Annotated in this window: 26 protein-coding genes; 15 read left to right on the forward strand and 11 right to left on the reverse strand. The window is 45.5% G+C overall.

Annotated elements, in window-relative coordinates:
• Nucleotides 1–51: 51 nt before the first annotated feature.
• The gene (locus BM358_RS09645) at nt 52–591 is read right to left on the reverse strand and encodes a transcription repressor NadR (protein ID WP_028541390.1); all 540 of its coding nucleotides are present in this window, start codon (nt 589–591) and stop codon (nt 52–54) included.
• Nucleotides 588–1,742 carry an IscS subfamily cysteine desulfurase gene (locus BM358_RS09650; protein ID WP_028541389.1) on the reverse strand — a complete coding sequence of 385 codons (1,155 nt, stop codon included), beginning with the start codon at nt 1,740–1,742 and terminating at the stop codon, nt 588–590. Before BM358_RS09650 ends, BM358_RS09645 begins: the two co-directional genes overlap by 4 nt.
• Nucleotides 1,743–1,908: 166 nt before the next feature.
• Here BM358_RS09650 and nadA point away from each other — a divergent pair, with 166 nt between their 5' ends.
• On the forward strand, nt 1,909–3,015 hold the full coding sequence (gene nadA / locus BM358_RS09655) for a quinolinate synthase NadA (protein ID WP_028541388.1): 1,107 nt from the start codon (nt 1,909–1,911) through the stop codon (nt 3,013–3,015).
• A 43-nt stretch (nt 3,016–3,058) separates the two neighbouring features.
• Here nadA and BM358_RS09660 read toward each other — a convergent pair whose 3' ends face one another.
• Complete coding sequence (locus BM358_RS09660) at nt 3,059–4,414, reverse strand: outer membrane protein assembly factor BamB family protein (RefSeq protein WP_028541387.1); 1,356 nt, start codon at nt 4,412–4,414, stop codon at nt 3,059–3,061.
• Nucleotides 4,415–4,635: 221 nt separating this feature from the next.
• On the opposite strand from BM358_RS09660, the gene BM358_RS09665 reads away from it, so the two are divergent.
• The 3 genes from BM358_RS09665 (at nt 4,636) to BM358_RS09680 (ending at nt 6,925) form a co-directional block, all read left to right on the forward strand.
• Nucleotides 4,636–4,965, forward strand: a complete 330-nt coding sequence (locus tag BM358_RS09665) for a hypothetical protein (protein WP_231118746.1) — start codon at nt 4,636–4,638, stop codon at nt 4,963–4,965.
• Nucleotides 4,931–5,764 carry a membrane protein insertase YidC gene (gene yidC / locus BM358_RS09670; protein WP_023988458.1) on the forward strand — a complete coding sequence of 278 codons (834 nt, stop codon included), beginning with the start codon at nt 4,931–4,933 and terminating at the stop codon, nt 5,762–5,764. The genes BM358_RS09665 and yidC overlap by 35 nt, the downstream gene beginning before the upstream one ends.
• 486 nt (nt 5,765–6,250) lie before the next feature.
• The gene (locus BM358_RS09680; protein WP_028541386.1) at nt 6,251–6,925 is read left to right on the forward strand and encodes a phosphatase PAP2 family protein; all 675 of its coding nucleotides are present in this window, start codon (nt 6,251–6,253) and stop codon (nt 6,923–6,925) included.
• Between the two features lie 42 nt (nt 6,926–6,967).
• On the opposite strand, the gene BM358_RS09685 is transcribed toward BM358_RS09680, so the two are convergent.
• The gene (locus BM358_RS09685) at nt 6,968–7,618 is read right to left on the reverse strand and encodes an undecaprenyl-diphosphatase (RefSeq protein ID WP_023988461.1); all 651 of its coding nucleotides are present in this window, start codon (nt 7,616–7,618) and stop codon (nt 6,968–6,970) included.
• 147 nt (nt 7,619–7,765) lie between these two features.
• Here BM358_RS09685 and BM358_RS09690 point away from each other — a divergent pair, with 147 nt between their 5' ends.
• Together BM358_RS09690 and BM358_RS09695 are read left to right on the forward strand one after the other, a co-directional pair.
• Nucleotides 7,766–8,476 carry a response regulator transcription factor gene (locus BM358_RS09690; protein ID WP_023988462.1) on the forward strand — a complete coding sequence of 237 codons (711 nt, stop codon included), beginning with the start codon at nt 7,766–7,768 and terminating at the stop codon, nt 8,474–8,476.
• On the forward strand, nt 8,476–9,852 hold the full coding sequence (locus BM358_RS09695; protein WP_028541385.1) for a sensor histidine kinase: 1,377 nt from the start codon (nt 8,476–8,478) through the stop codon (nt 9,850–9,852). Before BM358_RS09690 ends, BM358_RS09695 begins: the two co-directional genes overlap by 1 nt.
• A gap of 46 nt (nt 9,853–9,898) precedes the next feature.
• Here BM358_RS09695 and BM358_RS09700 read toward each other — a convergent pair whose 3' ends face one another.
• Nucleotides 9,899–10,372, reverse strand: coding sequence for a C40 family peptidase (locus tag BM358_RS09700; RefSeq protein ID WP_028541384.1), 474 nt, complete (start codon nt 10,370–10,372; stop codon nt 9,899–9,901).
• Nucleotides 10,373–10,725: 353 nt separating this feature from the next.
• On the opposite strand from BM358_RS09700, the gene BM358_RS09705 reads away from it, so the two are divergent.
• Nucleotides 10,726–11,760: a glycosyltransferase family 4 protein gene (locus BM358_RS09705; RefSeq protein ID WP_028541383.1), complete on the forward strand. Its 1,035-nt coding sequence runs from the start codon at nt 10,726–10,728 to the stop codon at nt 11,758–11,760.
• 5 nt (nt 11,761–11,765) lie between these two features.
• On the forward strand, nt 11,766–12,509 hold the full coding sequence (locus tag BM358_RS09710; protein ID WP_028541382.1) for a succinylglutamate desuccinylase/aspartoacylase family protein: 744 nt from the start codon (nt 11,766–11,768) through the stop codon (nt 12,507–12,509).
• A gap of 226 nt (nt 12,510–12,735) precedes the next feature.
• On the opposite strand, the gene BM358_RS09715 is transcribed toward BM358_RS09710, so the two are convergent.
• Together BM358_RS09715 and BM358_RS09720 are read right to left on the reverse strand one after the other, a co-directional pair.
• Entirely contained in the window at nt 12,736–14,079 is a 1,344-nt protein-coding gene (locus BM358_RS09715; RefSeq protein ID WP_028541381.1) for a sugar phosphate nucleotidyltransferase, read from the reverse strand.
• 61 nt (nt 14,080–14,140) lie between these two features.
• Nucleotides 14,141–14,977 carry a DUF6492 family protein gene (locus tag BM358_RS09720; protein WP_028541380.1) on the reverse strand — a complete coding sequence of 279 codons (837 nt, stop codon included), beginning with the start codon at nt 14,975–14,977 and terminating at the stop codon, nt 14,141–14,143.
• Nucleotides 14,978–15,184: 207 nt separating this feature from the next.
• Between BM358_RS09720 and BM358_RS09725 the strand changes: the two genes are divergently transcribed.
• Entirely contained in the window at nt 15,185–16,048 is an 864-nt protein-coding gene (locus tag BM358_RS09725; RefSeq protein ID WP_028541379.1) for a YheC/YheD family protein, read from the forward strand.
• A gap of 87 nt (nt 16,049–16,135) precedes the next feature.
• On the opposite strand, the gene BM358_RS09730 is transcribed toward BM358_RS09725, so the two are convergent.
• Entirely contained in the window at nt 16,136–16,618 is a 483-nt protein-coding gene (locus tag BM358_RS09730) for a DinB family protein (protein WP_023988470.1), read from the reverse strand.
• Nucleotides 16,619–16,756: 138 nt separating this feature from the next.
• Here BM358_RS09730 and BM358_RS09735 point away from each other — a divergent pair, with 138 nt between their 5' ends.
• Nucleotides 16,757–17,305: a CGNR zinc finger domain-containing protein gene (locus tag BM358_RS09735; protein ID WP_023988471.1), complete on the forward strand. Its 549-nt coding sequence runs from the start codon at nt 16,757–16,759 to the stop codon at nt 17,303–17,305.
• 194 nt (nt 17,306–17,499) lie between these two features.
• A complete protein-coding gene (locus tag BM358_RS09740) occupies nt 17,500–18,279 on the forward strand; it encodes an ABC transporter ATP-binding protein (RefSeq protein WP_023988473.1) in 780 nt (259 codons plus the stop codon).
• A 17-nt stretch (nt 18,280–18,296) separates the two neighbouring features.
• Here BM358_RS09740 and BM358_RS09745 read toward each other — a convergent pair whose 3' ends face one another.
• Both BM358_RS09745 and BM358_RS09750 read right to left on the reverse strand, forming a co-directional pair.
• Complete coding sequence (locus tag BM358_RS09745; RefSeq protein ID WP_028541378.1) at nt 18,297–19,223, reverse strand: AEC family transporter; 927 nt, start codon at nt 19,221–19,223, stop codon at nt 18,297–18,299.
• Nucleotides 19,224–19,432: 209 nt separating this feature from the next.
• Nucleotides 19,433–20,326, reverse strand: a complete 894-nt coding sequence (locus BM358_RS09750) for an oxygen-dependent tRNA uridine(34) hydroxylase TrhO (protein ID WP_028541377.1) — start codon at nt 20,324–20,326, stop codon at nt 19,433–19,435.
• A 210-nt stretch (nt 20,327–20,536) separates the two neighbouring features.
• Here BM358_RS09750 and BM358_RS09755 point away from each other — a divergent pair, with 210 nt between their 5' ends.
• The 4 genes from BM358_RS09755 (at nt 20,537) to BM358_RS09770 (ending at nt 25,949) form a co-directional block, all read left to right on the forward strand.
• Nucleotides 20,537–21,826: a glycoside hydrolase family 27 protein gene (locus BM358_RS09755; RefSeq protein WP_028541376.1), complete on the forward strand. Its 1,290-nt coding sequence runs from the start codon at nt 20,537–20,539 to the stop codon at nt 21,824–21,826.
• A 225-nt stretch (nt 21,827–22,051) separates the two neighbouring features.
• Entirely contained in the window at nt 22,052–23,095 is a 1,044-nt protein-coding gene (locus BM358_RS09760; RefSeq protein ID WP_023988477.1) for a carbohydrate kinase family protein, read from the forward strand.
• A gap of 97 nt (nt 23,096–23,192) precedes the next feature.
• A complete protein-coding gene (locus BM358_RS09765; RefSeq protein ID WP_028541375.1) occupies nt 23,193–23,888 on the forward strand; it encodes a P-loop NTPase family protein in 696 nt (231 codons plus the stop codon).
• Nucleotides 23,889–24,209: 321 nt separating this feature from the next.
• Nucleotides 24,210–25,949, forward strand: coding sequence for a proline--tRNA ligase (locus tag BM358_RS09770; protein ID WP_028541374.1), 1,740 nt, complete (start codon nt 24,210–24,212; stop codon nt 25,947–25,949).
• On the opposite strand, the gene BM358_RS09775 is transcribed toward BM358_RS09770, so the two are convergent.
• A complete protein-coding gene (locus BM358_RS09775; RefSeq protein ID WP_028541373.1) occupies nt 25,946–26,710 on the reverse strand; it encodes a spermidine synthase in 765 nt (254 codons plus the stop codon). The two genes, BM358_RS09770 and BM358_RS09775, sit on opposite strands and share 4 nt — an antisense overlap.
• Nucleotides 26,711–26,917 lie beyond the last annotated feature (207 nt).

Below are 26,917 nucleotides of genomic sequence, written 5' to 3' on the forward strand. Positions count from 1 at the left end.
GCACTCCACATACTGGACAGGATTTTCTTTACTCCGCTATAGCGCACTAAGTTAGTCCGTCATCAGGAAGCCTGCTTGCTCCAGTGCAGCGCAGGCATCGTTAATTTTATCTTCATCCGAGGCATTCAAGGTATGCAGGTGGATGCCTCCCGTCAGCTGGGACAAATAAGTGGCCTGGGTGGAACTGATTTTACGGATAAAATCGTCCACTTCCTTGCGAGTTCCAACCCGTATCGGAGCAGTTAGATCCCCGTATACCGGATGCTCAACAATAACATCCTGCACACTTACACCGTAGTCCACAATCAGCTTTAGTTCCTCTTCTGTCTGTTCAGGTCGATGTTTACACACAATAATACGTGAGGCTAAGGGGGCTGTCTGACCCGCAGGCTCCATATAAATGTATCCTTGACTCGTTGCAAGGATAGGCTCTTGGCTTGCTTTTAACAGGGAAATATCCTGTACAATTACTTGTCTGGAAACGGAGGATCTGCGTGCCAGTTCGCTCCCGGTCAGCGGTGATTCGCTCTTCAGCCACAACAGCAGCTGCTCGCGGCGATCCGTACCTGACCGCTTTAAAGATTCAGTCAACGGGATAAGCTCCTTTCTTGTCGATGCGTCAGGTCTGTCAAAATATCTACCAGTACATTCAATTCCTCGATGGTGGTTGCCCTTCCGAAAGAAATACGGATAAATTGTAATGCTTCACGGTCGGATGCTCCAAGCGCTTGTAAGGCAGGCGAAGGATCGTGGTGTCCGGCGGCACATGCGCTTCCGGTTGATATACAGACACCTCTGCGATTACATTCCAGCATAACATATTGTCCCTCGTAACCGTGAAAAAAACATCCAACTATATGATGAAGCACTGCTTTATTCTCGCTTTCCTGTACGACCCAACGTAACGGAATGGATCTTTCCTGAATTTTCCTAATAAAGTGTCTTCTCAGGGTAGCATATCGCTCCTGATGCGACTCCATCTGTTCGGTCATCATTTCTGCCGCCGCGACAAAGGCTGCAATCCCGGGAACATTAACCGTTCCAGGACGAAATCCGTTTTCATGTAGCGTATCAGGGTACACGGGACGCCACGGGGTTCCGGGTTTGAGATATGCAGCACCGACACCTTTGGGGCCATACACTTTATGGCTCGATACAGAGAGTGCATCTACTCCCATGGCTTCTACATCTAAGAGAATATTCCCAAATGTCTGTACCGCATCACTGTGCAGCAAAATACCCCGTTCGTGTAGCAGGGGAGATATGGCAGCAAGGTCCTGAACCAGTCCCGTTTCCGAATTGGCGTGTTGTACAGATACAAGTCCGGTGTTTTCTCTCAGGTGAGGTAAAAGAGCTTCGCGAGTCATTCGTCCTTCCCGATCCGGTTGCACAATGGTCAGTTCATAGCCCTGACGTTCCAGCAAAGTAGCAAGGTTGTACATCGAGTGATGTTCCAAAGCGCTCATGATCCAATGCTTTTTATGCGGCGGCAACCCGTTCAGGATTGATTGCACAATCAACATATTGGATTCTGTTCCCCCGGTTGTAAAATAGATGCCTTCCTTTTGCCCGCCAATCATATTTGCTATTCGTTGCCTGCTGTAATCCAGCGTGTAGGCTGCTTGACCGCCCGCATCATGGAGGCTGCTGGCATTTCCGAACATTTCCTTATTTAATACGTTATACATATTTAAAGCTTCGTCACACATAGGTGTGGAAGCGGCATAGTCCAGATAAATCACAGTAATTCCTCCCTGCTTAAAAATAATTCCATTCAAAAACTCTTGAGATTATTGTAGTCATGTGTAAATATAAGTGTCAAGACACTTGTAAACAGTTATGTACACAAAGCGGTTATCTGTTCGTGAGAGCGGAAACGATCAGCCGCATCGATATGGAGGGATTCTAATGTCTATGCTTGACATTTTACAAGGAAATAGAGGGCTTATACCAGAGCATTATAAGACACTGACGGTTGCTGACATGGAGCAGCGAGTGGCCGAGTTGAAACAAAAATGGGGACCCAAGCTGCTTATACCGGGCCATCACTATCAGAAGGACGAGGTTATTCAGTTTGCTGATATAACAGGAGATTCTCTACAGCTTGCTCAAATGGCTGCACAAAATCAGGAAGCGGAGTTTATTGTATTTTGTGGGGTACATTTTATGGCCGAGACAGCGGATATGCTGACTACTGATCGACAGACTGTTGTCCTGCCGGATATGCGTGCAGGCTGCTCGATGGCAGATATGGCGAATGTGGAGCAGACAGAACGAGCATGGAAGCATTTACAGGAATGGGTAGGAGATACGATCATACCGTTAACGTATGTAAATTCCACAGCAGAGATCAAAGCCTTTGTAGGGCGACATGGCGGGGCTACCGTGACCTCTTCGAATGCCAAACAAGTGCTGGAATGGGCGCTGAAGCAAAAGGAACGTATTTTGTTTTTGCCGGATCAGCATTTGGGCCGCAATACAGCTTACGATCTTGGAATTCCGCTAAATGAAATGGCCGTGTGGAATCCCATGACCGATCAGCTTGAGACTGAACAGGACCCGGCAACTGTAAAAATTATTTTATGGAAAGGGCACTGTTCAGTACATGAAAAATTCACGGTAGATCATATTCGCAACGTCCGTGAGCGTGATAAGAACATCCGGGTCATCGTGCACCCCGAATGCTCTTATGAGGTCGTACAGCTCGCAGATTGCGCGGGCTCCACAAAATTCATCATCGATACCATTCGCGCGGCAGAGCCGGGAACCCAATGGGCTGTTGGCACAGAAATGAATCTCGTGCAACGAATCAAACAGCAGTACCCTGAACAGCAGATTGAATCGCTCAATCCCGATATGTGTCCCTGTCTGACCATGAACCGGATCGATCTTCCCCATTTGCTGTGGGCAATGGAGCAGTTTGATCGGGGTGAGCCTGTGGGTGTGATTCGTGTGGATGCTCAGATCAGACAGGATGCTGTACTAGCATTGAATCGTATGCTTGCTATCCGTTAACCTTTTGCTGTTCCAGCGAGAATGCTGCTTAAAATCTTTGGTCTTATTTTAAAGAAGCAGGGAGCTTGACGCCAAGCAGACGGTTTCCGCTTTGAATAAATATCATTCCACCGGATTTGAGCGTTGGACCGAAGGAGCGTGAGCCTGTGTTGACAGCAAACACGGGCTTTAAGCTCATCAAATCATAGCCATGAAATACGCCATCTGATTGCCCGACATAGACTCCTTTACCGAATACGTCAGCTTGAACGGTCGGATTATCGCCGTCGTAATGAATGAATTGACCTGAGGACAGCTTCATAGCAGTCAGTCTGGATGTACTAAAATCTTGGTAGAACATGCGACCTTCATGAATAGACAATAATGGAACAAGTTGATCATAGCCATTTTGCGCCCACTTGCGAGCAGGTTTGCTATCTGGTTTATAGTTCCAGAAGTCATAGGAAGCTAGTATCTTTCCCTGAAAGACATAAAGGTCTTTACCGTACAAAAAAGCAGAACCGTATATGCCTCCAGATTGGAAAGTGCCATCTTTATTTTCAGCCTCAGTCCATCGGTACTGACGATCTCCTTTGGATTCACCTGTCTTGAGGTCGTACTGTGCTATCGTAACTTTTCGATTTACCGGGTCATCATCAATCATAAACGTATTGGCAACAGAGTAGACAATCCCGTCTTTAACGGACAGTGGAAAAGAACTTCTGAAGCTGTCCCAAAGCTTTTTGCCGGTTTTAGCGTCATAGGCATTAATCTGTTCAAAGGTCAGGCTGCCCTGTACATTATAGTTGCGGATAAGCACACCGTCAGTTTCCATTATTTCGCCCAAACCACTGTATGAGTTCTTATCCTCACTGATTTTCCACTTCACCTTGCCACTGACAGCATCAATGGCAGCCGTTTGCACCGATTGCATAATATATATAGTTGGACCAATGCGCTGAATACCATATGCTTCAGTAAATCCAAGCGGAGTGGACCACACTTTCTTGCCAGCTTCTGTAACGGCATAGATAGAACCGCTTCGTGTCATTCCGTAGATGATACCTTTGTTGTACGTTAAAACAGGGGTAAGCTGATCACCATATTGCCACAATTTCCGACCCGAACTGGCCTCAAGGGCAACCAGTCTATGGTTCGAGTCAACCGCGAATACCTTACCGTTTTCCGCTATTGCTACCGCCTGATCTGGATATCGGTTTCTATCGATTGGGATAACGGGAAAAGACCAGGAAGGTTTGATCACAGGTGCCTGGATTGTGGTGCTATAAGCGGCGTTACTCATGGAGACTGCAGATTGCTCTGCACTTGCCTTTTCAGTGAATCCATCGCTGATTAAGGGCAGCCCAATGCTGGCTAACGCCAATCCTGTAAACAATGTGCTATGTATCGTTTTTCTCATACGCGTTGGCTCCTTTAATGGTTAATAGGGGAGTAAGGATTTCAGAAAGTCACCTTTGATTAGACTGTAAATAATCCCAAAAGTTTCATGTTGTGTTTGCATTTTGGTTGTTTTGAGCATAAATACTTAAATTCAGTTGCTTGTGTCCAACCTGTATCTCTAATTAAAGATTAGTCGCTTGTCTGGTTTCGTGCTATAATTGTAGCAACAAACCGAAGGAGGTGAATCCCTTGTTTGAGCTCCAGGACCTACTCCCTTATTTATTTACAATCGGCTTACTGTGCACAGTGACTTATGCATATCTCGCTCATTTGCACGGCAATGTACCCGAATGCTGGGTCGAAGGCGGGCCCGTAAGGTCGCATGCTTCTCCACAGATGCCGATGTCTGCCCGTGGACAGGACATGCCTGTCCGGCTGGCCCGACATATCCGGCGTAAGGAAGCGCCGGATGAAGATGCATCCGATTGTTCTCCCTCGTTGAACGATGGCACAGCCAATCAACGAGGAGGAACATATGAAACGATTCAAGGGATTCACCTTTTGGGGTAAAAAAGAACGGATATTAGGATTAATGGTAGCGTTGGCGGTGGTTATGCTGCTGTCTGGTTGTGGTGCGAACGCTGCGGAGATAAATGCACAGACACCCGGATTTTTTAATCATTACGTGGTGTTCCCGCTTTCTTGGCTTATTCAGCAATTGGCGCAATGGTTTGGTGGAAGCTTTGGGCTGGCGATTATGACTTTGACATTCATTGTCCGGCTGGCCTTACTGCCTCTTATGATGCGTCAAACGCGTGCCCAGCAGGGGATGAAGCGTAAGATGAGCGCCATGCAGCCCGACTTGGACCGAATTAAGAAGAAGTATGAAAACAAGAAAGATACCACCAGCCAGCAGAGTATGCAGCAGGAAATGATGTCGCTTTACAAAGAGCATCAATTCAATCCGCTTAATATCGGTTGTCTGCCTATTCTCATTCAGCTCCCGATCTTGAGCGGTATGTACACTGCAATCCGCTTAACCCCGGAGCTGGCGTCTCACTCCTTCCTATGGTTCCGGCTCGGACAGCCGGACTGGATTTTGGCAATCGTCGTCGCAGTTGTATACTTGGCACAGGCCAAGCTTTCTCAGCTTCAGATGACGCCTGACCAGCGCAAGCAATTTGCGATCATGGGCTATCTTTCACCGATTATGATGGCGGTCTTTTCCTTTAATGCCCCTTCTGCCATGCCATTATATTGGACAGTAAGCGGCACCTTTTTGCTGCTTCAGTCGCTGTGGTTCCGCAGACGCTATCCAATAGAGGAAGCAGAGAGTAAGGTTAAACTTGGAGAAGTCACACCAACCTAAATAGAAGATGATGTTTGTTTAACTTGGGAATTGCGCTTGTAGTATGCCAAGTGTAATCATAGGATGTCATTCGAGCCGTTTATAAGGCTTAGAATGGCGTCCTTTTTTGATGCTGCTTTTTCGCTACATTCCGCTTGTGATTTTGTAGTCAATATGAAATCCTTATATTATAAAATGATTCTTAAAGTTGGGAGAGGCTATATGAGAACTCCAACCACGTCCATAGAATGGTATGATCATCAAATAAGGGAGGACGGATGCTATTGCATGAGAAGCGTGCAAAAAGCACCGGGCTATATACCAACAGGGATGCCTCATGGGCGCCTGCTCCCGACCTTTTCAAAAAAAAGGGTTTCAACATGTGGAGGATGCACCTAGTCTTTGAATGAAATGATAACAGAAAAATGGGTAAAGTAAGATATATACGAAAGCTAATGCTGGACTTTGTTTTATCACGCAATGAATGTTATGGAGGAACTATAGAAAATGAAGCAAACACCAACAAAGCTGCCCATTTCCTTAGCACTGCTCACATGTATAGTATGTGCGCTCGGTTTTGGCTTAATCGCATTATGGGTGAGCGACCATCAAATACGGTATTTTGACCAGAAAATTATTATGGCTATTCGACAGCTGGAGTCGCCCGCCATGACCCGTCTAATGAAATTTTTCACCATGATCGGCAGCGGGATTCCAGTTGTGATCATCATTTTAATTGCCATGTTCGTGCTTTATAGAGTATTGGGACACCGCAGAGAACTGCTTTTTTTGGCGGCTGGTGTGTTGGGATCGGTAATGCTGAATACGATACTGAAATTGCTTTTTCAGCGTGCGAGACCGGAGATTAACCGTATTATTGAAGAGAATGGATACAGCTTTCCGAGCGGACATTCCATGACAGCTTTCAGCATGTACGCTGCGCTGACATTTTTAGTGTGGAAGCATGTTCCTTCTAGGCTGGGGCGTATCCTTCTTATTGTGCTCAGCAGTCTGCTGATTGTAGCAATCGGAACGAGCCGCATTTATTTGGGCGTACATTATCCGAGCGACGTTGTGGGTGGCTATTTTATGAGTGGCTGCTGGATGGCGGCTTGTATTTGGTTTTATCAGCGGTACGAAGAACGACGAATGCTGCCACTTCGCTCCAAATCGACAGCATAATAGGTAGCATAAATAAATGAAGCATATAAAAAAGCAGACGCTTTAGCGTCTGCTTTTCATTTGGACAGAGGAAGTGTGTTCAGTCATCTTAGTTCTGGCCTGTTCACCAGGCTTGAGCCCCAGCTTCTGCTCCCATTTTTCATAAAATATAATAGCCGCCTGCATGAAGATGCCAGGAAGCTTCCGGCTTCGAATGAATTGATGAACGCCGACGGCACAACCTGCACCAATAAGCGCACCTGCCAAAATATCCGAGGGATAATGCACTCCGGTCCACACGCGGGATACTGCGATGAGTACAGCTAAGATAACCCAGAGAACACGATATTTTTGATGATGAAGCCATAAAATGGAAGCCAGAGCAAACGCTCCAAGTGCATGGTTACTTGGGAATGAAGCATTAGGATCATGGTGAACAAGCTGAATGACTGAATGTCCGACAAAAGGTCGATCTCTGTAAAACAAATGTCCAAGGCCCCAACTAATTACAAAGCCGAAACAAACTGTTATAACGGCTTCTAAAACCATCATCCGATGCGGCATTTTAAAAGTGAACCAGTAAATCAGCATAGCCACTCCGAATAAATACGGTGCATATTGCGCCAAGAAACGCATGGTTCCATTTAAAAAGGCGAGGGAATTAGCCAGTTCATTGATCCAGTGAAATAAAGCATAGTCTACATTAATTAACATGAATAAATTACTCCTTAACATCAAAAAATTGAATAACAAAGTTATATTATAGAGCGACTACACGGATAAAAGCTTAAAATCAAATAAAAAATGAATGTCATTTCCGTTACTCATTTGTTTTTTCTATAGAAAATAGGTGGTTTTGCGATGGAAAAGTCGGTGCTGGTCATTGATGATGAAGAGAAGATATCCAGATTGCTTCAGTTGGAGTTATCCCATGAAGGATATGCAGTTGAAATCGCACAGACGGGCAGAGAAGGATTGGAAAAAGCTCTAGCACGTACATGGGATATCATCATTTTGGATGTAATGCTGCCGGAGATGAACGGGGTCGAGGTACTGAAGCAGATTCGAAAAGTGGACAATCATACACCAGTAATTATGGTCACTGCACGTAACACGACTCCTGATAAGGTTTCAGGTCTGGATGAAGGTGCCAATGATTACATTACGAAGCCTTTTGAGATCGAGGAGTTATTAGCGCGGATGCGGGCCAGTATGAGGCATCAAATGGAGCCAACAGCTACCGCTTTACAAGAAGAGGACAAGTCGCCGTCAAGGCTCCAAGTGGATAGTTTGGTGTTGGAACGCAAAACCAGGTCAGTAGTGCGGGAAGGAAACCGAATCGAACTGACGCCAAAAGAATATGATCTGCTTCTTTATCTGATGGAGCACAAAAATCAGGTATTGCAGCGGGATCAAATGATTCAGGACGTGTGGGGATTTGATTTTGTCGGTGATACGAATGTCGTAGATGTGTATATCCGGTATGTTCGCAAAAAAATTGATCATGGATACAAAAAGAAATTGATAAAAACCGTGCGCGGTGTTGGGTACTTCATCCGGGAGGAAGACTAGTGAAGCTTCGGACCAAAATCACCCTGCTCAGTTCTATTTTAGTGATGTCGATACTCCTGTTTGTGGATGTTACAGTTCACCTATTGTTCGTCAAAATCGCTACGCGAAATGAAAGAGAAGTGCTGCAAAATAAGTGGACTGAAATCATTGCCGAAACCGGACCCACGATGATTCTGAAGAATGCATGGGGCCCCAAACTGAAAGATGAGCTTTCTGGAGATACCATTTTGAGGGTATTTGATCAGCAATCCCGACTTTTGTATGAAGTAAGTCGCCAGTCCCGCTTTAAGCTGGGCGATATACGTTTTAACACTTCTCAAAGCTCTCAACTGACAGATGTACAGGGTCATAAAATTCTGGTTATCCATCTGCCTGTGCTTTCTCTGGAGGGCAATCAGAAGGGGACGCTGGAAATCGTGGAAAAATGGGATGCACTCGAAACCAATCTCGATATTTTAAATACGATTCTCATCACATCGACTGTAGGGGCTATGTTGCTAAGCTTGGTAGGAAGCACGATTTTGGCGAATGCCATATTGCTGCCGATTTCCAGTAGTATTCAAACGATGCAGGAAATTGAAAGAAGCTTGAAATTTAAAAAAATCCCCGCTGGCAGTCATAATCAAGATGAATTGTCCCAAATGACCGCCACTTTTAACCGAATGATGGAGAGATTAGAAGAAAGCTTTCAGAGCCAGCAGCAGTTTGTTTCAGATGCCTCACATGAGCTGAACACCACTCTTATGATTATTGAGGGCTATGCCAACATGCTGCGGCGGTGGGGCACGCGTGACGAGGACATTCGTAAGGAATCCATTGAATCGATCTATGAAGAAACTCAGCGAATGCGTACGATGACACAGCAATTGCTGACTCTTGCCTCCTCACAGCAGAAAGATCCTGAGCCGCATGAGCGGATAGAAATGATCGGTTGTTGTCAACAGGTGGTAGCGCATCTCAAGCCTGTACATGATCGTCAAATTTCTATTTTAACAGAAGAGAACGAAATTTGGCTGGATGCCAATCTGACAAAAATAAAGCAGTTGCTAGTGATCCTGCTGGATAATGCATTAAAATACAGCTCGGATGAGATCGAAATAGGGTTATCTACAGATGAAAAGGATGTCTATATCCAGGTTAAGGATTATGGGATCGGAATACCTGAGGGCGAGATCAAGCGGGTCTTTGAACGATTTTATCGGGTAGATAGCTCCAGGCATCGTAAAACCGGAGGAACGGGGCTGGGGTTGCCAATTGCCAAGGCAATTACAGATGCCCATCAGGGTACGATACGCATGGAGAGCGTAGAAGGAGAAGGAACGGTAGTCATCGTCACGCTGCCCCAAAGACAACAGGAAAGGCTGTCCCTCCAGTAGATATATCTACTAGCGGGACAGCCCTATTTATCATCTGAAATTTATTCTAAAGGACACGACGTGCTGTTGTGTAATTGCGACTCCACCATCCGGAATTTAGATCTGTAACCGTTACGCCGCCTTTACCATACGTATGCAGAATTTTGCCGTTCCCCATGTAAATGGCTACATGATGAATTGGTGCATAGAAAAAGACCAAATCGCCTTTTTTCAGCTGACTACGCGGTACAAAAGTGCCAACAGTTGATTGCTGTCTAGACGAACGTGGTAGCTTAATGCCATTTTGTGCAAATACATATTGAGTGAATGAAGAGCAGTCAAAAGAGCTTGTATTGCCAGCTGGGGCTCCATGCTCATAACGCACGCCCATAAACTGGGAGCCTTTAGAAATAATCCGATCAGCTTTACTTGCCGAAGCAGCATGAGTGGTGGCTGGTCCAACGACGAAGCTCCCTGCGCTCAATGCCAAAGTCATAGTAAAGCAAATACCCATCCACAATTTTTTAGAAGTATGTTTCATATATAAATTCCTCCGTTATTCGTATTGTGTTGATGTCCTGAAATGACAATAACACAAATAAAATATCCGGAATTTACCACTCATGGTTACAAACCTGTTACCCCAACGCTTTGTCCTCATTTATTAGAAAACGATGAGAATTTTCTCCTTAATTTTGGCTTGACAAATTGTATAGACTCCACTTATAGATAGGCTCGTATGACAAAAAGCGACTTGCAGACGATTGGCACAAGCAATCACGCAAAATATACATACCTATATACTACAATTTATAACTTGTACGGGAGTATGCTCTGATTCCCGTTGACATTGTAAGGATCACACCGTATTTCCGGTCAGGAAGGGGAATTCGTATGGCTTCAAAGCAGAATAAAGCACTCAAAAAACGGCGTCTAACCATTGTTCAGGTCATTTCCAACTATCCAGATGCACAGCCGGTACCCTCCAACAAGGGCGGAACGGAAAAGGTCGTGCATGAATTAACTGAGGAATTGGTGAGACGAGGGCATCATGTATCTCTTTTTGCCGCTCTTGGGAGCAGGAGCAGTGCGCGGTTGATTACCTATCCCAAGGGTTTGAAACATAGTCAGATCCCCCAATATGTACTCCGGCATATGCCTTCCGACACACATATCATTCATGATCATACCTTTCGTTCTGCTGTAGGGCGTAGGAAGCTGCCTTGTCCATCAGTATGCACCGTTCATCTTCCAGTGAAGAGACACGGTAAAAACCCGGTATATGTCAGTAAACGAGCACGTCAGCTGATGGGCAGGGACAAAGGATTTTATATCTATAACGGCATTAACACACATGAATACGAGTTCAGCAGTGAGAAGCGTGGCTACTTGCTGTTCATGGGCAGAATTATACGAAATAAAGGTGTATTGCAGGCCATTCAGGTTGCAGAACGAACAGGAAAAAAACTGCTTATTGCAGGTCCTATCAAAGCTCCAGAATTTTTCCGCAAAGAGATTCAGAAACGAATTCAGCGTAATCCGAATATACGCTATGTGGGGGCAGTTGGAGGCGATCAGAAACAGAAATTGCTGAAACATGCAGAGTGTCTGTTGTTTCCAACACTGTGGGAAGAGCCATTTGGACTCGTTATGGTTGAGGCCATGGCTTGTGGAACACCGGTGCTGGCATTAAAAAACGGCTCCGTTCCCGAGGTGCTCTCGGGCTTTCCACAGTTGATTTGCAAATCGGTTAGCCAAATGGCACGAAAAGCACAGCAAAAAAACTACCCGTCACCAGCGAAGCTGCGTTTGTATGTGACTCAAAGATTTACCAACAAACAGATGACCAGTAACTACTTAAGACTATACCGTGAAATCATCCGTCGGAGAGAACAAAAGAGAGGACAACGACAGCCTACACGGAGGTGAGGGGAATGCAGGTTAAACGGTATATGCTCGGAAAGGGCTCTTGGGCAACTCCTTATTATATAGCCACAGGGGCACAGAAAGGTCCGTGTGTGATGGTGGTGGCGGGAATACATGGTAAAGAAATAGCAAGCATACGAGCTGCTGAGAAACTGGTAAAGCTTTTGAATCAGCAAAAACTGCGATTTAGCCAGGGTAAGCTTATAATTGTACCGATTGTAAATCAAGAGGCTTACCCCAAACGGATTAGAGGAATACCTGATCTTAATCGAACCTTTCCGCGCAAAAAAAAGCAGCTGGCAACACAACCACTTTCCGCTGCTCTATTCAAATTAACACAAAAGCATCAACCGGAATGGTATCTCGACTTGCATGAGGCTAACGGATTGTCACAAAAGGATGCCAAGGTGCTTGGTCAAACGCTAATCACCAACAAGGCCAATCCGGTGGTTCCTGCGGTTCGCCGGATTATTAAGCGAATGAATCGCTCCATCCTGGTGAGCGACCGACATTTCAACATTCGGCTGCATGAGCTCCCAGGTTCCTCCCGCACTGCTGCAGCCCGTATTTTAGGTGCACGCGCGGTTACCGTGGAAACGGGTTGGAGCCTGCCCAAGAAAGTACGCATACACTATCAGTTAGAGATCGTCCGGCATTTTTTAAAAGAAGCCGGAATAGTCAAAGGCAACGAGGTATATTTATCTGCCAAGGTTAGAACTATTATCTCAAGAAAATATGGCATCACAAAATAAAATCGCTTCTGGAGCAAGGATTTTTTCACCTTGCTCAGGAGCGATTTATTATGTGCGACCTCCCTTCAGAATCCGTAGCGTGCTATGTTATATCTGAGGATTTTGCAAAAAATCCAATAAGCGACTTCCAATGAACAATATATAGATCGCAATGCTCTAGTTCGTCTATATATTGCACTTTGGAGCGACTGGAATCGAATTTTGCAAAATCCTGATCTATGTGTTGTCAGGCCTCGGATTTATAGAAGGCATTCACCAAGCTGTTCCCCAGACGTACCTCAATCAGCTCCAGTGGTGTATCCAGATCGGCACGGATCGTGTGATACGTATCAACCGGAATGCTAAATACAGAACCGCTTGCGGCAGCAAAACGTTCTCCGTTCAGCATGACCTCTCCACGACCGGACACAATCGTCCATACTTTAAGTCCACTGCCGTGAATACGGCCATTCAAGCGGTGATCTGGCAGTACCGTCAGCCGTATGGCCAGTATATCGTTCAGACTCCGATGATCAAACTCGTCCAGCACCCGGTAACTGCCCCAAGAGGTTTCACCATGCATGGGGTGAAGTTGAATTTTACCTAGCTGCTCCTTGATTACGTGGGCATGGCTCTTGGACGCAATGAGAATGCCGTCGGGACTCGCAGCAGCAATAATATCTTCCACGCCAATGACATGAATTGGATAGGGCAGCTCATTGACGATGTGCGTACCAAGAGTCTGACCACTAATCTGTCCACGCCCGATCACTTGGCTGCTTAGCTGCTCTGTTAGGGCCTGCCAGTTGCCGATGTCGTGCCATTCGCCATCGTAGGGCAGGACGATGGCATGTTCGGCACGCTCTGCAATCTCCTCATCAAAACTGCGAACCGGGAGGCTATCATACATTGCGCATAATGCTTTATCGTTCAGCGGCAAATAACTTCGCTCCATACAGGACAGCATATACCGTAATGTAAAAGCGTAAACACCACAGTTCCACAGCGCGCCCTGATGAATAAGCTGTTGTGCCCCGGAGAGATCCGGCTTTTCTGTGAAGCGGGCAACTTGCGCATAAGAAGTTTTCCCTTCCCGTATCATTTGCAGACCCGGAACGACATAGCCGTATTGGTTGGAGGGATGAGTAGGCCTTGTCCCAAGCATAGCCAGATCGGCTCCGCTCTCAAGCAATAAGCCGGAGAGCGCTGCTATGCTATGGAAGAAATCCTCCCCTGCATACATGTCCGCTGGAGCAATGCAGAGAACTTCATCCAGCCCCGTGCCTCTGGTGTGAAAATAAGCAGCCGCCAGTGCAGCTGCGGTGAAGGTTCCCCGTTTGGCAGGCTCGCCTAGAACGGGCAAACGACCTTCTGTATGGCGAAAGGCTAGATTTACCTGACTCCGATGAGCCAGAAGCAGGGCTGAGGAATCCAGCCCGGCTAAGGTGAGCTGACGGTACACCCGGCTGAGCATAGATTCCTTTCGCCCGTCAGGAGCGGACAACAACCGGAGAAACAGCTTCGACCGGATTTCGTTGGATAGTGGCCATAGCCGTTTTCCGGCACCACCGCATAACAATACGATGCGCACGGACGTTTCCTCCTTCAATGCAGATCCATTTGGAATGCATCATTTTGCAGGATTTTAAGAACTATTTTAGCGATGATTCAATCTTTGTTTTTGGAGCAAGCTGGTACACCTTGCGTTGATGAAAAGATAAGGAGCGATAGCTCTTGGCCAACACATCCAATTGTTTTTGCGACAGGGAAGAAGCCCCACTATGAAGCGCTTTATTCAATGACTTGCGCAAAATCATCCGAGAGGGTTGATTGCTGTATAAATAGTTGGCATACGTTTCATATTCGGAAAACCCAAACTGTTTTGTCCGGTCTATACTGTGGATAATTGCGCTGTACCAAGGTTTTCCATGTCGGGCCTCGATAACTTGCTTGAGCTGGGTAAGCCGAGCTTTTTCAAAAAGCATATAGTGAGTAACAAAGGACTTTGGTGAGGGAGCTTTAACGCCTATCAGCTTGTGATAGGTGCGAAAATACTCAGGCTGGCTCCAGCTGCGGTAGTAAAAAATCGTTTTTCCGTCTTTACGGAACGTATGTGGACGAATCAAAATCGTGTCCGCGTCAATGACGAGAAAAAAAGAGGCCTTACTGATTTTGTCGCCATTCATTTTGAGCAATTGTTGATACAGCCAGCCTGAGCGGTCCCAGCGCGTTGTCCCGTAATGAATATGTTTTTTGGTGATGGGCAGCACCGTTTTTTCGTCTATAAATGTACATTTCTTGTTTACGCACAGACGGCGAATCCCGGTGCTTTGCGGTGAAACGATATAAATAGTTCCAATTCGGTGCTGCACGTGACGGCGCAGACTGTCAATCACCAGCGGTAGTGTGGCAATATCTTTATCAATTGCGGGAATCAGAATATCGATTGTAAGGGAACCCTCTCGTGGCCCATCCGATTGCGCTGACATGTTATTCACTCCCTATATGTGCAAATATACGCTCCCAGCGTCTCCCAATATCGTATGCTTGGACAGGCGTTTTCGACCGGGCAGGTCAAACGTCCATTTCTATGCAGGACAGGGCTGATGAAGCTTCGAATGGGGAGTTAGCGCATACGATAGATTGATCTTTTTTAACAGGAGCGTTCTACCTGAGAGTAGAGAGGAGAGGGGCAAGTGAATTCTTCACAAGCGCAGGCGTTGCGCAGCAAATGGCATAAAACCCAATTGTTGCTCCAGCATGGCAGCATCAAACCTTATGTACCAGAAACTCGCAAATATAACAAAGCAAATTTGAAGTCAATGCTGGAGAAATACGGTATGGTCTATGTAAAACCCGAGCGAGGTACCTTTGGTAAAGGTGTAATGAGAGTAGAGCAGGAGGCCGGCCAGCGTTTCGCCTATCAATATGAGGAAACGCGTCAAGAATTCAAACATTTGGATGCACTATATACCAGCCTATCGAAACATACGGGGAAGAAAAGTTATCTCATTCAAAAGGGAATCCATTTACTACGCCATCAAATGCGTTATTTTGATATTCGGGTTATGGTGCAGCGGAATGAAAAAGGGCTATGGGAGTCTACCGGAATTATTGGACGTCTTGGTCATCCTCGTAAAATCGTGACTAACTATCATAGTGGTGGTAAGCCGATGGCCTTGGAGCAGTTACTAAAATCCCATTTATCGCAAAGCAAACAGGCGGAGCTGGTCAAGAAACTAAATGAACTGGGTCTTACCATCGCCAAACAACTGCAAAAAACATATCCGAATTTCCGGCAAATTGGTGTGGACATTGGACTGGATCATCGCTTTATCCCGTGGATTATTGAGGTGAATACGAAGCCGGACCCATATATTTTTAACCAATTAACAGATAAGTCCATGTACAGTAAAGTGTTAAGCTATTGGCGACTGGCTAATGAAAAAAGGAAAGTCTCCGTCCCAAGCAAAGATACAAATAAAGACAAGAATAAAGATAAGAGTAAAGATAAAAATAAGAATGTAATTAAAGATTCAAAAAAAGAAAAAATATCTTGACCAGTAGATTGCTTCATTGCCAGCAGCTAATACAGAAAAAAGGATGAATATTTCATAATTCATCCTTTTTAATTAGGATATTTATTTTTAAACGCGCCAAGTACCCAGTTGTTTACGTATAAGTACGATTTGTCCACTATGATATGCATCGTGCAGCGTCCACCGCGATAATTCTGCACCGAGAGTTTCGGAGCCGAAAGGCTTATCCAGATCAGCATCAGTCAAAGCAGTAATGGCGACAAGCAGTTGGTTTACAATAGCTTCTGCTTCTTTCAGTGTCTTCTGCCATCCTTCATGGTCTTCAGTATCCCCTGGCGGACCGAATGTCTCATCGTTGCTTATTCCAGTTGAGCTTACAGGTCGGTCAGTTAAACGTCTCAAAATACGCTCATTGTAATAATTAATGTGACGAACCGTTTGCCAAATCGTGTTTCCTCCACCTGGTGGTGTCCAAGTGGCTTCCTGTGTATTCACACCGTGAAGTGCTGCGGCAAGAGGAACAATCCATTCTTCCTTATCCCATGAATTTTCTCTTTGCAATACCAGCATATTTACTCGATCTCGGCTCACCTAACCCAACTCCTTTTGTAGGGATGTAACTCGCTAAATGTAGAATAAATCGTTACAATTAATAATGTAGCATGACAAAATAAGATTTGCAACCAGTTAAAATGATTTTAGTGGTTACAGGCGGTAGGGGGAACTCTTTTGAATACACTTTGGACTGATTTTGTAAACAGCGAATGGCATGACTGGAGAGGTAGCGGGCGTTCAGAAGATCGTTTGTTGAAGCCGGAATGGCAAAATGACTTTCTCATACAGTGGCAATTTTCCGCTCCGGTCCCAGCCAGTGCAGAAGATATCGAAGAAATGCAAATTCTCCGGCGGGAATTGCGTAGCTTCGCTGAGCACCTGACTTCCGGAGGACAAATGACATCTGATCTGGTGGATACGATTAACCGGAAGATGATAGAAGGGGGGCCGGTCACTCGCTTATTAAAGCAACAGGATGAGCATTTCAACATTGTGCTGGAACCTGTGGCAAACGGCTGGAAAAAAGTGCTGGCAGAGGTGGTAGCCGATTTTGCCCAGGCATTCGTCAATAGCGGCGGCTCTAGAATTCGTATTTGCGATAATACCGATTGCCGATGGGTATTTTACGATGATACCCGAAATCGGTCAAAGCGGTTTTGCGACGATAAGATGTGCGGTAATTTGATGAAGGTACGTCGATTTCGCGAACGTAAGAAACAGTAGATGAAGCGAGAGAATTTACATGAGCAGTACATGTTGAGCCCACTCCTATATGAACAATGGAGTGGGTTATTTAAAATTGAACAACCAGTGACCCTATGCTATGCTTACATGAAAGAGAAGCTAGACGTACTAACGATGATCTTTACTATGCGTATAAACATCTGATGATACGACGAATAGAAAGGATGTAAGCCATGAATTCTGTCATTGAACTTAACAATGTAAGCTGGAAAAGAGATAACCGCACCATACTGGACCAAATCAATTGGCAGGTAGCTGAGGGAGAGCACTGGGCTGTACTCGGCTTGAATGGGTCAGGTAAAACAACGATGCTCAATATGATTAACGGTTACATATGGCCAACCACAGGTAGTGTCGGTGTATTGGGCCATACCTTTGGAGATGTGGATCTGAGGGAACTGCGCAAATCTATCGGTTGGGTCAGTTCCTCTTTACAGGAAAGAATTAATGGGAGTCAGCGTACGCAGGATGTTGTCATTAGTGGCAAATTTGCCTCCATTGGACTTTATGATCAGACGACGGATACAGATTATGAACAGGCCGTTCAGCTTATGACGCAACTGGGGTGTGCTCATCTGGTGGATCGGTTGTATCAGGGATGCTCACAGGGAGAAAAGCAAAAAGTGCTTATCGCCCGTGCATTAATGGCCTCGCCCAAGCTACTGATTTTGGACGAGGCGTGTAATGGTTTGGACTTTTTCTCCCGGGAAGCATTGCTGGATAGCGTTCGCCAGTTATCGGAGTCGCCGGCTTCGCCGAATTTACTGTATGTTACACATCATATCGAAGAAATTCTACCGATGTACACGCATACGATTCTAATCCGCCGGGGCACGGTATTTGCCAAAGGTAAAACGACTGATATTCTAAGCAGTGAAACGCTTAGTGCTTTTTTTGAAACGCCTGTGCAAGTAGAATGGAGACAGAATCGCGCATGGCTCTCTATGGTGTAGAGAGTCTTTTTTGCTCGCTAACCTGCTACCAACATAATCAGAATAGGCAAAATCAGGAATGAGGCAAGCGTGCTCCACAGGATGCAGGTGGAAACCAGTTTTGGCGATGCATTAAATTTTTCTGCTAAAATGACAGCATTCACAGCAACCGGCATCGAGGCCAAAATGAAAAGAACGGAGAACAAAAGGCCTGAAATTCCGAGTATCAGCATAGCAAGACAAGCCGCAAGCGGCGAGAGCAGAAGCCGAATTGTTAGTCCGGCGTAGCTGGCTTTTTTAATAGACGACTCCAGCTTGAATATTCTCACATAAGCCATCTGGGTGCCAAGGATCGCCAGCACGACCGGAGAATAGGCGGCAGCAATCATCGAGACGCCTGACTGAATCCCTAAGGGAAGATGCCAGTCCAGCAGCCGCAGTCCCATGGCGAGTAGAGCTGCATAGATCGCAGGAAGTGAAAACACCGACTTAACAGCACTTTGAACAGAAAATTCAGAGCGGGCTGCAAAGTAAACGCCAATGGTATTGACCATAATCATCTGGATGACGACATACACGGAGGCTTTATCCAGACCGAGCTGCCCAAAGGCAAGTAAAATAAGGGGCAGGCCATAATTTGCACTATTGGTCAGCGTAGAGATTAAGGTAAGTCCAGCCGTTTCCGGAGTGCTCAGTCTAAAGATTTTCCCCGCTAATTGTGCAATTCCCCACAACAGCAGCAGGTTCAGTATTGAAAAAGCGGCAGTCTGCGCCACATCATGCCAGGAAAGCTGTGCTTTGAGTAGCGTGTCCAGAATCATTGCGGGGCTTAAAAAATATAAATACAAAGTCGAGAGCGGTTTCGTTTCCAGCTTCATGAATTTGCCGAGTAAAAATCCGGCGATCACCGGAATGGACAGCGGAACGATAACGGATAATAGAGTTGAAAGTACGATTTGAATCATGAATTCCACCCATCCTTTCTGTAATGACATTTTCCATTATAAGACGCTACTTTCGAGCCCGTCCAAGATGAAAATACAATCAAGGTCATAGGTACATACTATGAAGCTTTCGACACTTATTGTGAAAACAACAAAAGGGATGCCCACAGCCATGTTGAACGGCTAATAGGGCATCCCTCTTGTTATAATGAACTAATGATTCTGCTGATTTATGCAGTAGCCACGGTTTCCGCTTTGGTTCGGCAATCGTCAGAGCAATAGTGCTGATGCTGTTCTTCGCAATCCGGACATACGATATGCTGGAGATTGCACACCGGGCAATTGATATAATGATCGCTCGGCGTTTCACAATGGAAGCACTTGCCAACAATGACGTCCTCATCCGTATGATTGATCGGAATCGAGATTCGTTCGTCAAATACGTAGCATTTACCGTCAAACAAACGTCCTTGTACTTCCGGGTCCTTGCTGTAAGTCACAATGCCGCCATCCAACTGGCCTACATCGTTAAATCCTTCTTTGATCAGAAGACCTGACAACTTTTCGCAACGGATACCTCCGGTGCAGTACGTCAGGATTTTCTTGTCTTTGAACTGAGTCATATTGTCGCGAATCCATTGTGGAAATTCACGGAACGATTCGACTTCGGGGCGAATCGCCCCACGGAAATGACCGATGTCATATTCATAGTCATTACGTCCGTCCAGAACAACTACATCTTCATCTTGAAGCTGTTCATAAAACTCCTTTGGTGACAGACGCTTACCGCTAATTTCATTAGGGTCCAGCTCATCTTCATGACGCAGCGTAACAAGCTCCTGACGATGGCGTACAAATATTTTCTTGAACGCATGACCGTCAGACTCATCTATTTTAATAACGATATCGTGGAATTTCGGATTGGCGCGCAAATCACGCATATATTGCTCCGTTTGCTCTACTGTACCAGACAGTGTTCCGTTGATTCCTTCCGCAGCAATCAAGATTCTTCCCTTGACGCCCAGCTCCTTGCAGTAAGCCAGATGCTCTGCCGTAAAGGTGGCAGGATCTTCAATGTTTACATATTTGTAAAACAACAAAATTCGATAAGCATGTTCACACACGTAAAATCACCCTCTGATTCAAGTCAAAGTTTTTTAACAAGCAATTTTAAATGTACCACATTCTTTAAGTTAGTCAACTTAAATGTATAAAAAGTGGAAATGGAAAAGATGACGAGCGACAAAAGTAAGGGTTTACATTATAATAGTAACGTAGTGATGAGGAGATTTTTAGTAGCAGGATGAGTTCTACTAGATGAAAGGATGAATGAAATGAAACATCATTTGACAGCGCATACACCACCTATGGGGTGGAATAGCTGGGATTGCTACGGTGCAGCAGTACGGGAAGAGGAAGTACGGGGAAATGCTCAATATATGGCGGAGCACCTGAAGGAATATGGTTGGGAATATGTCGTGGTAGATATTCAGTGGTATGAGTCAGGAGCAGTATCTTCACAGTATCGCCCGTTTGTCCCATTGGAAATGGATTCATTTTCACGTCTTATTCCAGCGGTGAATCGTTTTCCTTCGGCAGCAGATGGACGAGGCTTCCAAGCTCTTGCGGAATATGTACACGGACTGGGATTGAAATTTGGTATACATATTATGAGAGGCATCTCCCGTCAGGCGGTGCACCAGGATACCCCGATTTTGGGAACCACAGCCACGGCGAGACAAATTGCGCATCCCAACTCTATTTGTCCTTGGAACACAGATATGTATGGGGTAGATGCATCCAAGGAGGGCGCACAGGAGTACTATAATTCATTGTTTGACCTGTATGCGGAATGGGGTGTGGATTTTGTCAAAGTAGATGACATTGCTGCATCACGTCTCTATGGTATTCATTTGGCGGAAATTGAATTGATTAGGCGAGCTATCGCCCAATGCGGACGTCCGATGGTGTTGAGTCTATCGCCTGGTCCGGCACCGCTGGAGCATGCATCCGATTTAATCGCAAACGCGAATATGTGGCGTATGACGGATGACTTCTGGGATGTATGGCCTTTACTGTATGGTATGTTTGAGCGCTGCGAAAAATGGGCGGAACATGTAGGTCCAGGTCACTGGCCGGATTGCGACATGCTACCACTGGGTCATCTGGGTATTCGTTCGGTAGATTCGGTAGATTCCGGCAGCCATGACCGATGGACACGCTTTACGAAGGATGAGCAGCTAACGATGATGACCTTGTGGAGCATTTTCCGATCTCCACTGATGTTCGGGGGGGAACTGCGGGATAATGATGCATGGACCCTTTCCTTGCTAACTAATGAAGAAGTGTTAAATGCTCATCACAACGGTTTGAATGCGCGGCAGGTGTATAGAAAGGATGAACATATCGTTTGGACTTCACATAACGAGGAAGGTCATGTATATGTAGCTTTGTTTAATGCTGGAGATGAAGCTTCAAAGGTGCGTGTATCCTTAAAAGACCTTGGTATTGAAGGGCAGGCAAATGCCAGAGATTTATGGAACCATATAGATTTAGGTGTTTTAGCACAAGAACTGTCCGCAGATTTACCTCCTCACGGAGCAGCGCTATTTATTTTGAAATAATGTAAGGAAGAACTATGCGCAGTTCCAACCCAAGCACCTTATCGTAAAAGTGGAAGGCATCTTTACGATAGGGTGTTTTTTTGCATGTGTAACTTTAGGATATTTTAACGAACTCGACATTATTCTTGGGAATATGACATTTGGAACGTGTTAATTTTATATAGTGCCTATTTCTGTACAAATTTAAATCATTCTAACGAATAGACTCGAGAAAGGAGTCAAATGATGAAATTAAAAAAAATCCACAAAAATGAACAGGACGAGCCTTGGCCCTCTAGCAAACCAATATTATGTATCGGGGGGGCCAATCTGGATCGTAAAATCATGATTAAAGGTACATTTCAGCTTCATACCTCCAATCCGAGCAGTACAAGGCTGCAATCTTGCGGTGGGGTAGCACGAAATGTAGCCGAAAATTTAGGGAGGTTGAGTCAGCGGGTCAGCCTGCTAACTGCGGTTGGGGACGATGCGGAAGGTGAATTTATTATCGAACAATCCAGCCGTTACATGCACGTGGTTCCTCTACAAGTCAAAGGTGAACCGTCAACTGGGGTTTATACTGCCTTGCTGAACGAGCGTGGTGAACTGATTGTAGCGACAGCAGAAATGGAGATTTATGATCAGATTCGTCCTTCAGTAATTTTTGAAAATGCTCCTTTAATCGCTTCGTCCCGACTGGTTCTGCTGGACACTAATTTCTCTATGAACGTAATTGCGGCCACCATACATGTCTGCCATGAGCATCGGGTTCCGATTGTCGTTTCTTCGGTATCAGCCTCCAAGATGAGAAAGCTTCCCCGAAATTTGCATGGGGTGGAATGGCTGGTATGTAAACCGGTGGAGGCTGAAGCCTATTTGGGGCTAGAACTTACAGATGATCAGCATATGTTGGATGCCACCCGGATTTTTCACAAACTTGGGGTTCAAAATGTCATTTTTATCTGCGGTGCTGATCGTGTTTTGTACGCCTCTCAGGATGGAACTCATGGACAAATTCCTATGCATCCTGTTCAAGAGGTCATTGATGTCACAGGCGCAGATGATGCTTTTATTGCCGGGATGATTTATGGTATTACCCAAGGTTATCCTATGGAGCAAGTGTGCCAATTTGGAATTAGCTGTGTCGACTTGACCCTGCAAACGGATCGGACGGTTTCAGAGACCCTTTCTATGAATAAACTCCATTCTAGGTTTCAGGAGCTGTATGGCACACATTCGCAAAATTTTGTGTTTTTCAAGGGCGTGTATTTTAAAAAGAAAGATACATAAGTAATCAAGAGAACTCTACCCTACAACAACGCGTATTTGGAGCTTCACGTACGTAATGGCCTCAATTATTGAATTTGTAAAAGGAGCATGTTGTCTGATGGACAGTGTGAAATACGTAATTGTTTTTCTGCCACTGTGCCTCCTTTATTTGCTTTTAAAGGGAGGTTCTTTGGTAGTAGGTTTACTCTATCGATTGATCTATTCCATGCGGCCCTTACATGCAGGACAGGATAACGAGTTTCGTGCTGTGCAGCACGCTAAACGTATTATCGTGATCGGCTCGCCGGGAAGCGGTAAGACTTTTTTGGCCAAACGTCTTTCCATGTGGACTCAATTGCCGTATATCTCTTTGGATGATTTGTATTGGGGCCCGGAGTGGAAGCGGAGCACTGACAAACAATTTCTCAAACAGCTGGGTGAAGTGCTCCAAAGGGAAGAGTGGATCATCGAAGGGAATTATCATGAGCGTTATTTTACCGAGCGACTCCAGCGCGCCGATACGATCATTGTAATGGATGTTAGTACGCTTGAAGCAATAACAGGCGTTATCACACGTTCGCTCAACCGTTTTCTGTTTTCCAAGGAGCTACCTAAAGGAGTAAAGGAGGAAGCAGTTCGTATTTGGGATATTTCGCCTCGCTTTGTCCGCTTTGTTCTGGGTTTTCGCAGGCGTATTCGTCCTAAAATCTGGCCGCTCATTATGCAATATGGTAACCAACGGAATTTGATTATTTTGAAATCTAAATATCGTTCATGTCCCTGGACAGCTCCAGATAGACGATTATCTCCTTGACTAGAACTTACGTTTCGTGTAAAGTGGTGAAAATTGTAATATATAGGAATAGTGTAGACCAAGGATCAAAGGTTCAATACCCGCTGTACAGAGAAGAAACTCATGGGCTGAAAGGTTTCTCGCCGCGAATGAACGTTTACCTGCCTTGCGAGCTGTAGCGGTTTGTAAGATAAACCGTTACCGGCTAGACGCCGTTATCTGATGAAGGACCGTTCCGTGTATGGTTACGGTCAAATTAAGGGTGGTACCACGACACATTCGTCCCTGACGGATGTGTCTTTTTGCGTACATTTTATCGTCCATACAAGGAGGTAGCTACACATGCGCCAAAGCCAATTATTACTGACAACCTTGCGTGAAGCACCCGCAGAGGCCGAAGTGATCAGTCATCAGCTTATGCTGCGGGGAGGATTTATCCGCCAACTGGCGGCTGGAATGTACACCTACATGCCACTGGGCAGACGGGTGCTCAGAAAAGTAGAGCAAATCGTACGGGATGAAATGGATCGCGTAGGGGCTGGGGAACTGCTGATGCCTGTATTGCAGCCAACGGAGCTGTGGCAAGAATCAGGGAGATACGATGTTTACGGTCCTGAGCTGATGCGTTTGCAAGATCGGCATGATCGGGAGTTTGCTTTGGGGCCTACACATGAAGAGGTCATTACGTCTTTAATACGAAATGAAGTGAATTCTTATCGCAAATTGCCTGTAACCCTGTATCAAATTCAAACCAAATTTCGGGATGAACGACGTCCTCGATTTGGCCTGCTTCGCAGCAGAGAATTCTTAATGAAGGATGCCTATTCGTTTGATGCACATTGGGAAGGACTAGATCATACCTATTGGATCATGTTCCAGGCATATCATCGAATTTTCACCCGCTGTGGTCTAAATTTTCGTGCTGTAGAAGCAGATGCGGGTGCCATTGGTGGCGAAGGTGAAACCCATGAATTTATGGCTCTAGCTGATATTGGAGAGGACACAATTGTAGCATGTACCTGCTGTGAATATGCAGCTAATCTTGAAAAAGCCGTGGCGCGGTCGACGGGGGAAATAGAAATAGCCCCAGTCTCAGATGAAAATGAACATGTCAGCCATCCTTCTTTCGATACAGCTAAAATGGAAAAATTCCATACTCCAGGTCTGCGCACAATAGATCAACTGGTTGAATCGCTTCACATAGAACCTGAAGAAATCATCAAAACACTGATTTATATGGCTGACGATCAACCTGTTGCTATAGTTGTCAGGGGTGATCATGAGGTCAACGAAGTGAAAGTTAAACATATTTTAGGTAGTGAAAAATTCGAAATAGCAAGTGCAGACACCGTGTCAAAGGCGACTGGAACCCCCTCGGGGTTCATAGGCCCATGCGGATTGACGATCCCTATGTGGGTAGATTACGCCGTTGTCCAAATGTCCAGCGGTATCGCAGGCGCCAACGAGCTGGATTATCATTATCGACATGTGAATCCAGTGCGCGATATAGATCTTCGGCATGTGGCTGACTTGCGGAATGCCATAGAAGGGGATAGATGTCCTCGATGTGACGAAGGGGAATTGAAACTTCATCGTGGGATTGAGATCGGACACGTATTTAAACTAGGCACCAAATATAGTGAGAAGCTGGGTGCGACTTTTCTGGATGCTTCCGGAACTGAGCAAGCGATGATTATGGGCTGCTATGGCATTGGCGTATCCCGGATCCTTTCCGCCATTGTAGAGCAAAATCACGATCAGAACGGAATGATATGGCCTTATGCGCTGGCCCCATTTCAAGTTCATATTATTCCGATTTCTGTGAAAGACAGGCTTCAGATGCAAATAGCCGAGAAATTATACAACCAGCTGCAGGATCGTGGCGTGGAGGTGCTGCTGGATGATCGGGAGGAACGGCCCGGGGTTAAATTCAAAGACTCCGATTTAGTAGGTATTCCCGTGCGCATCGTCGTTGGTAAAGATGCCGAACACGGGAAAGTAGAGTTAGTGGAACGAAAAAGCTGCAACAAAGAGACGATTCATATCGAAGATGTAGAGAGACGAATATTGGAACTACACTAAGCATCTGTATCCCGTAGAATATGACCTTCTCCAAGTGTAATCTCATGAAAGTCCGCCATCTGACGTGCCTGAAACCGGATGGGCTTGTCCCGACCAATCATAATGATATTTTGAATGTCGGCAGCGCCTTCCGAGGGGAGCGAGAAAGTTGTGACATAGGCGAATTCTTCACGCAACGTTGTGTGAATGGCATTGATCAGGTGGTCGTGTTCACTTTTGCCCATTAAATTCATGATCAGGGAGCCTTCGGAATCCAGCTTTTCTTTGGTCATCTTGAAAAATTCCCAGGATATTAGATGCAAGGGTGTACCCTGCTCCGTGAAGGCGTCCAAAATAATATAGTCATAAGCATCCGGCGCTTCCTTCTCCAGAATGCGTCGTCCATCGCCAACAGTCACATTATCCTGATCGTATCCAAAGAATGTTCGGCTGAACTCTACGACTTGTGCATCCAGCTCGGCAATCTTAAAGCGTTTATCTGTAAAATGACCCGCTATTGTACCTATACCGTGCCCAATAACAAATACATCTTCAAATGACGGATCGTTCAGCTCCATGAGATGGATGATTGCTCTCGGATATTCGAACACAATGCGTTGCGGATGATTCAAGTCCACCGCGCCTTGGACGGCTGTATTTGAAAACTGCATTACTCGAAATAATCCCTTTTCACCATACAGCTCAGTGGTTTCGTATACTGTGATTTCATGATTATGGCTCAACTTTTTGTACAAGACATCCAAGTGAATGATCTCCTTCAAGTCAGACTTCCTCCTCATCTTAGAGATTGATAGGGGGATTGTCCATAGATGAGGAGAATTGAAAGTTCACATTTCCAAGCATCCCTAATTAGGTAGAATTGTTTATTTTTCCATAACGGAGTTGTTTGAACTTGTTCGTATGTCCTTTAGGAGATATAATATACAAGGATATAATGAAGTTCGTTGTGTATATTCATACAGGAAGAG

Source organism: Paenibacillus sp. cl130, assembly GCF_900116035.1.
Classification (GTDB): domain Bacteria; phylum Bacillota; class Bacilli; order Paenibacillales; family Paenibacillaceae; genus Paenibacillus; species Paenibacillus polymyxa_B.

Excerpts from the sequence above, each read along its gene's own strand:
- BM358_RS09765 (WP_028541375.1), top strand. The coding sequence starts at position 23,193 with ATGGACAGTGTGAAATACGTAATTGTTTTTCTGCCACTGTGCCTCCTT.
- BM358_RS09740 (WP_023988473.1), top strand. The coding sequence starts at position 17,500 with ATGAATTCTGTCATTGAACTTAACAATGTAAGCTGGAAAAGAGATAAC.
- BM358_RS09755 (WP_028541376.1), top strand. The coding sequence starts at position 20,537 with ATGAAACATCATTTGACAGCGCATACACCACCTATGGGGTGGAATAGC.
- BM358_RS09660 (WP_028541387.1), bottom strand. The coding sequence starts at position 4,414 with ATGAGAAAAACGATACATAGCACATTGTTTACAGGATTGGCGTTAGCC.
- nadA (WP_028541388.1), top strand. The coding sequence starts at position 1,909 with ATGTCTATGCTTGACATTTTACAAGGAAATAGAGGGCTTATACCAGAG.
- BM358_RS09770 (WP_028541374.1), top strand. The coding sequence starts at position 24,210 with ATGCGCCAAAGCCAATTATTACTGACAACCTTGCGTGAAGCACCCGCA.
- yidC (WP_023988458.1), top strand. The coding sequence starts at position 4,931 with ATGAAACGATTCAAGGGATTCACCTTTTGGGGTAAAAAAGAACGGATA.
- BM358_RS09710 (WP_028541382.1), top strand. The coding sequence starts at position 11,766 with ATGCAGGTTAAACGGTATATGCTCGGAAAGGGCTCTTGGGCAACTCCT.
- BM358_RS09720 (WP_028541380.1), bottom strand. The coding sequence starts at position 14,977 with ATGTCAGCGCAATCGGATGGGCCACGAGAGGGTTCCCTTACAATCGAT.
- BM358_RS09745 (WP_028541378.1), bottom strand. The coding sequence starts at position 19,223 with ATGATTCAAATCGTACTTTCAACTCTATTATCCGTTATCGTTCCGCTG.
- BM358_RS09685 (WP_023988461.1), bottom strand. The coding sequence starts at position 7,618 with ATGTTAATTAATGTAGACTATGCTTTATTTCACTGGATCAATGAACTG.
- BM358_RS09760 (WP_023988477.1), top strand. The coding sequence starts at position 22,052 with ATGAAATTAAAAAAAATCCACAAAAATGAACAGGACGAGCCTTGGCCC.
- BM358_RS09690 (WP_023988462.1), top strand. The coding sequence starts at position 7,766 with ATGGAAAAGTCGGTGCTGGTCATTGATGATGAAGAGAAGATATCCAGA.
- BM358_RS09705 (WP_028541383.1), top strand. The coding sequence starts at position 10,726 with ATGGCTTCAAAGCAGAATAAAGCACTCAAAAAACGGCGTCTAACCATT.
- BM358_RS09680 (WP_028541386.1), top strand. The coding sequence starts at position 6,251 with ATGAAGCAAACACCAACAAAGCTGCCCATTTCCTTAGCACTGCTCACA.
- BM358_RS09700 (WP_028541384.1), bottom strand. The coding sequence starts at position 10,372 with ATGAAACATACTTCTAAAAAATTGTGGATGGGTATTTGCTTTACTATG.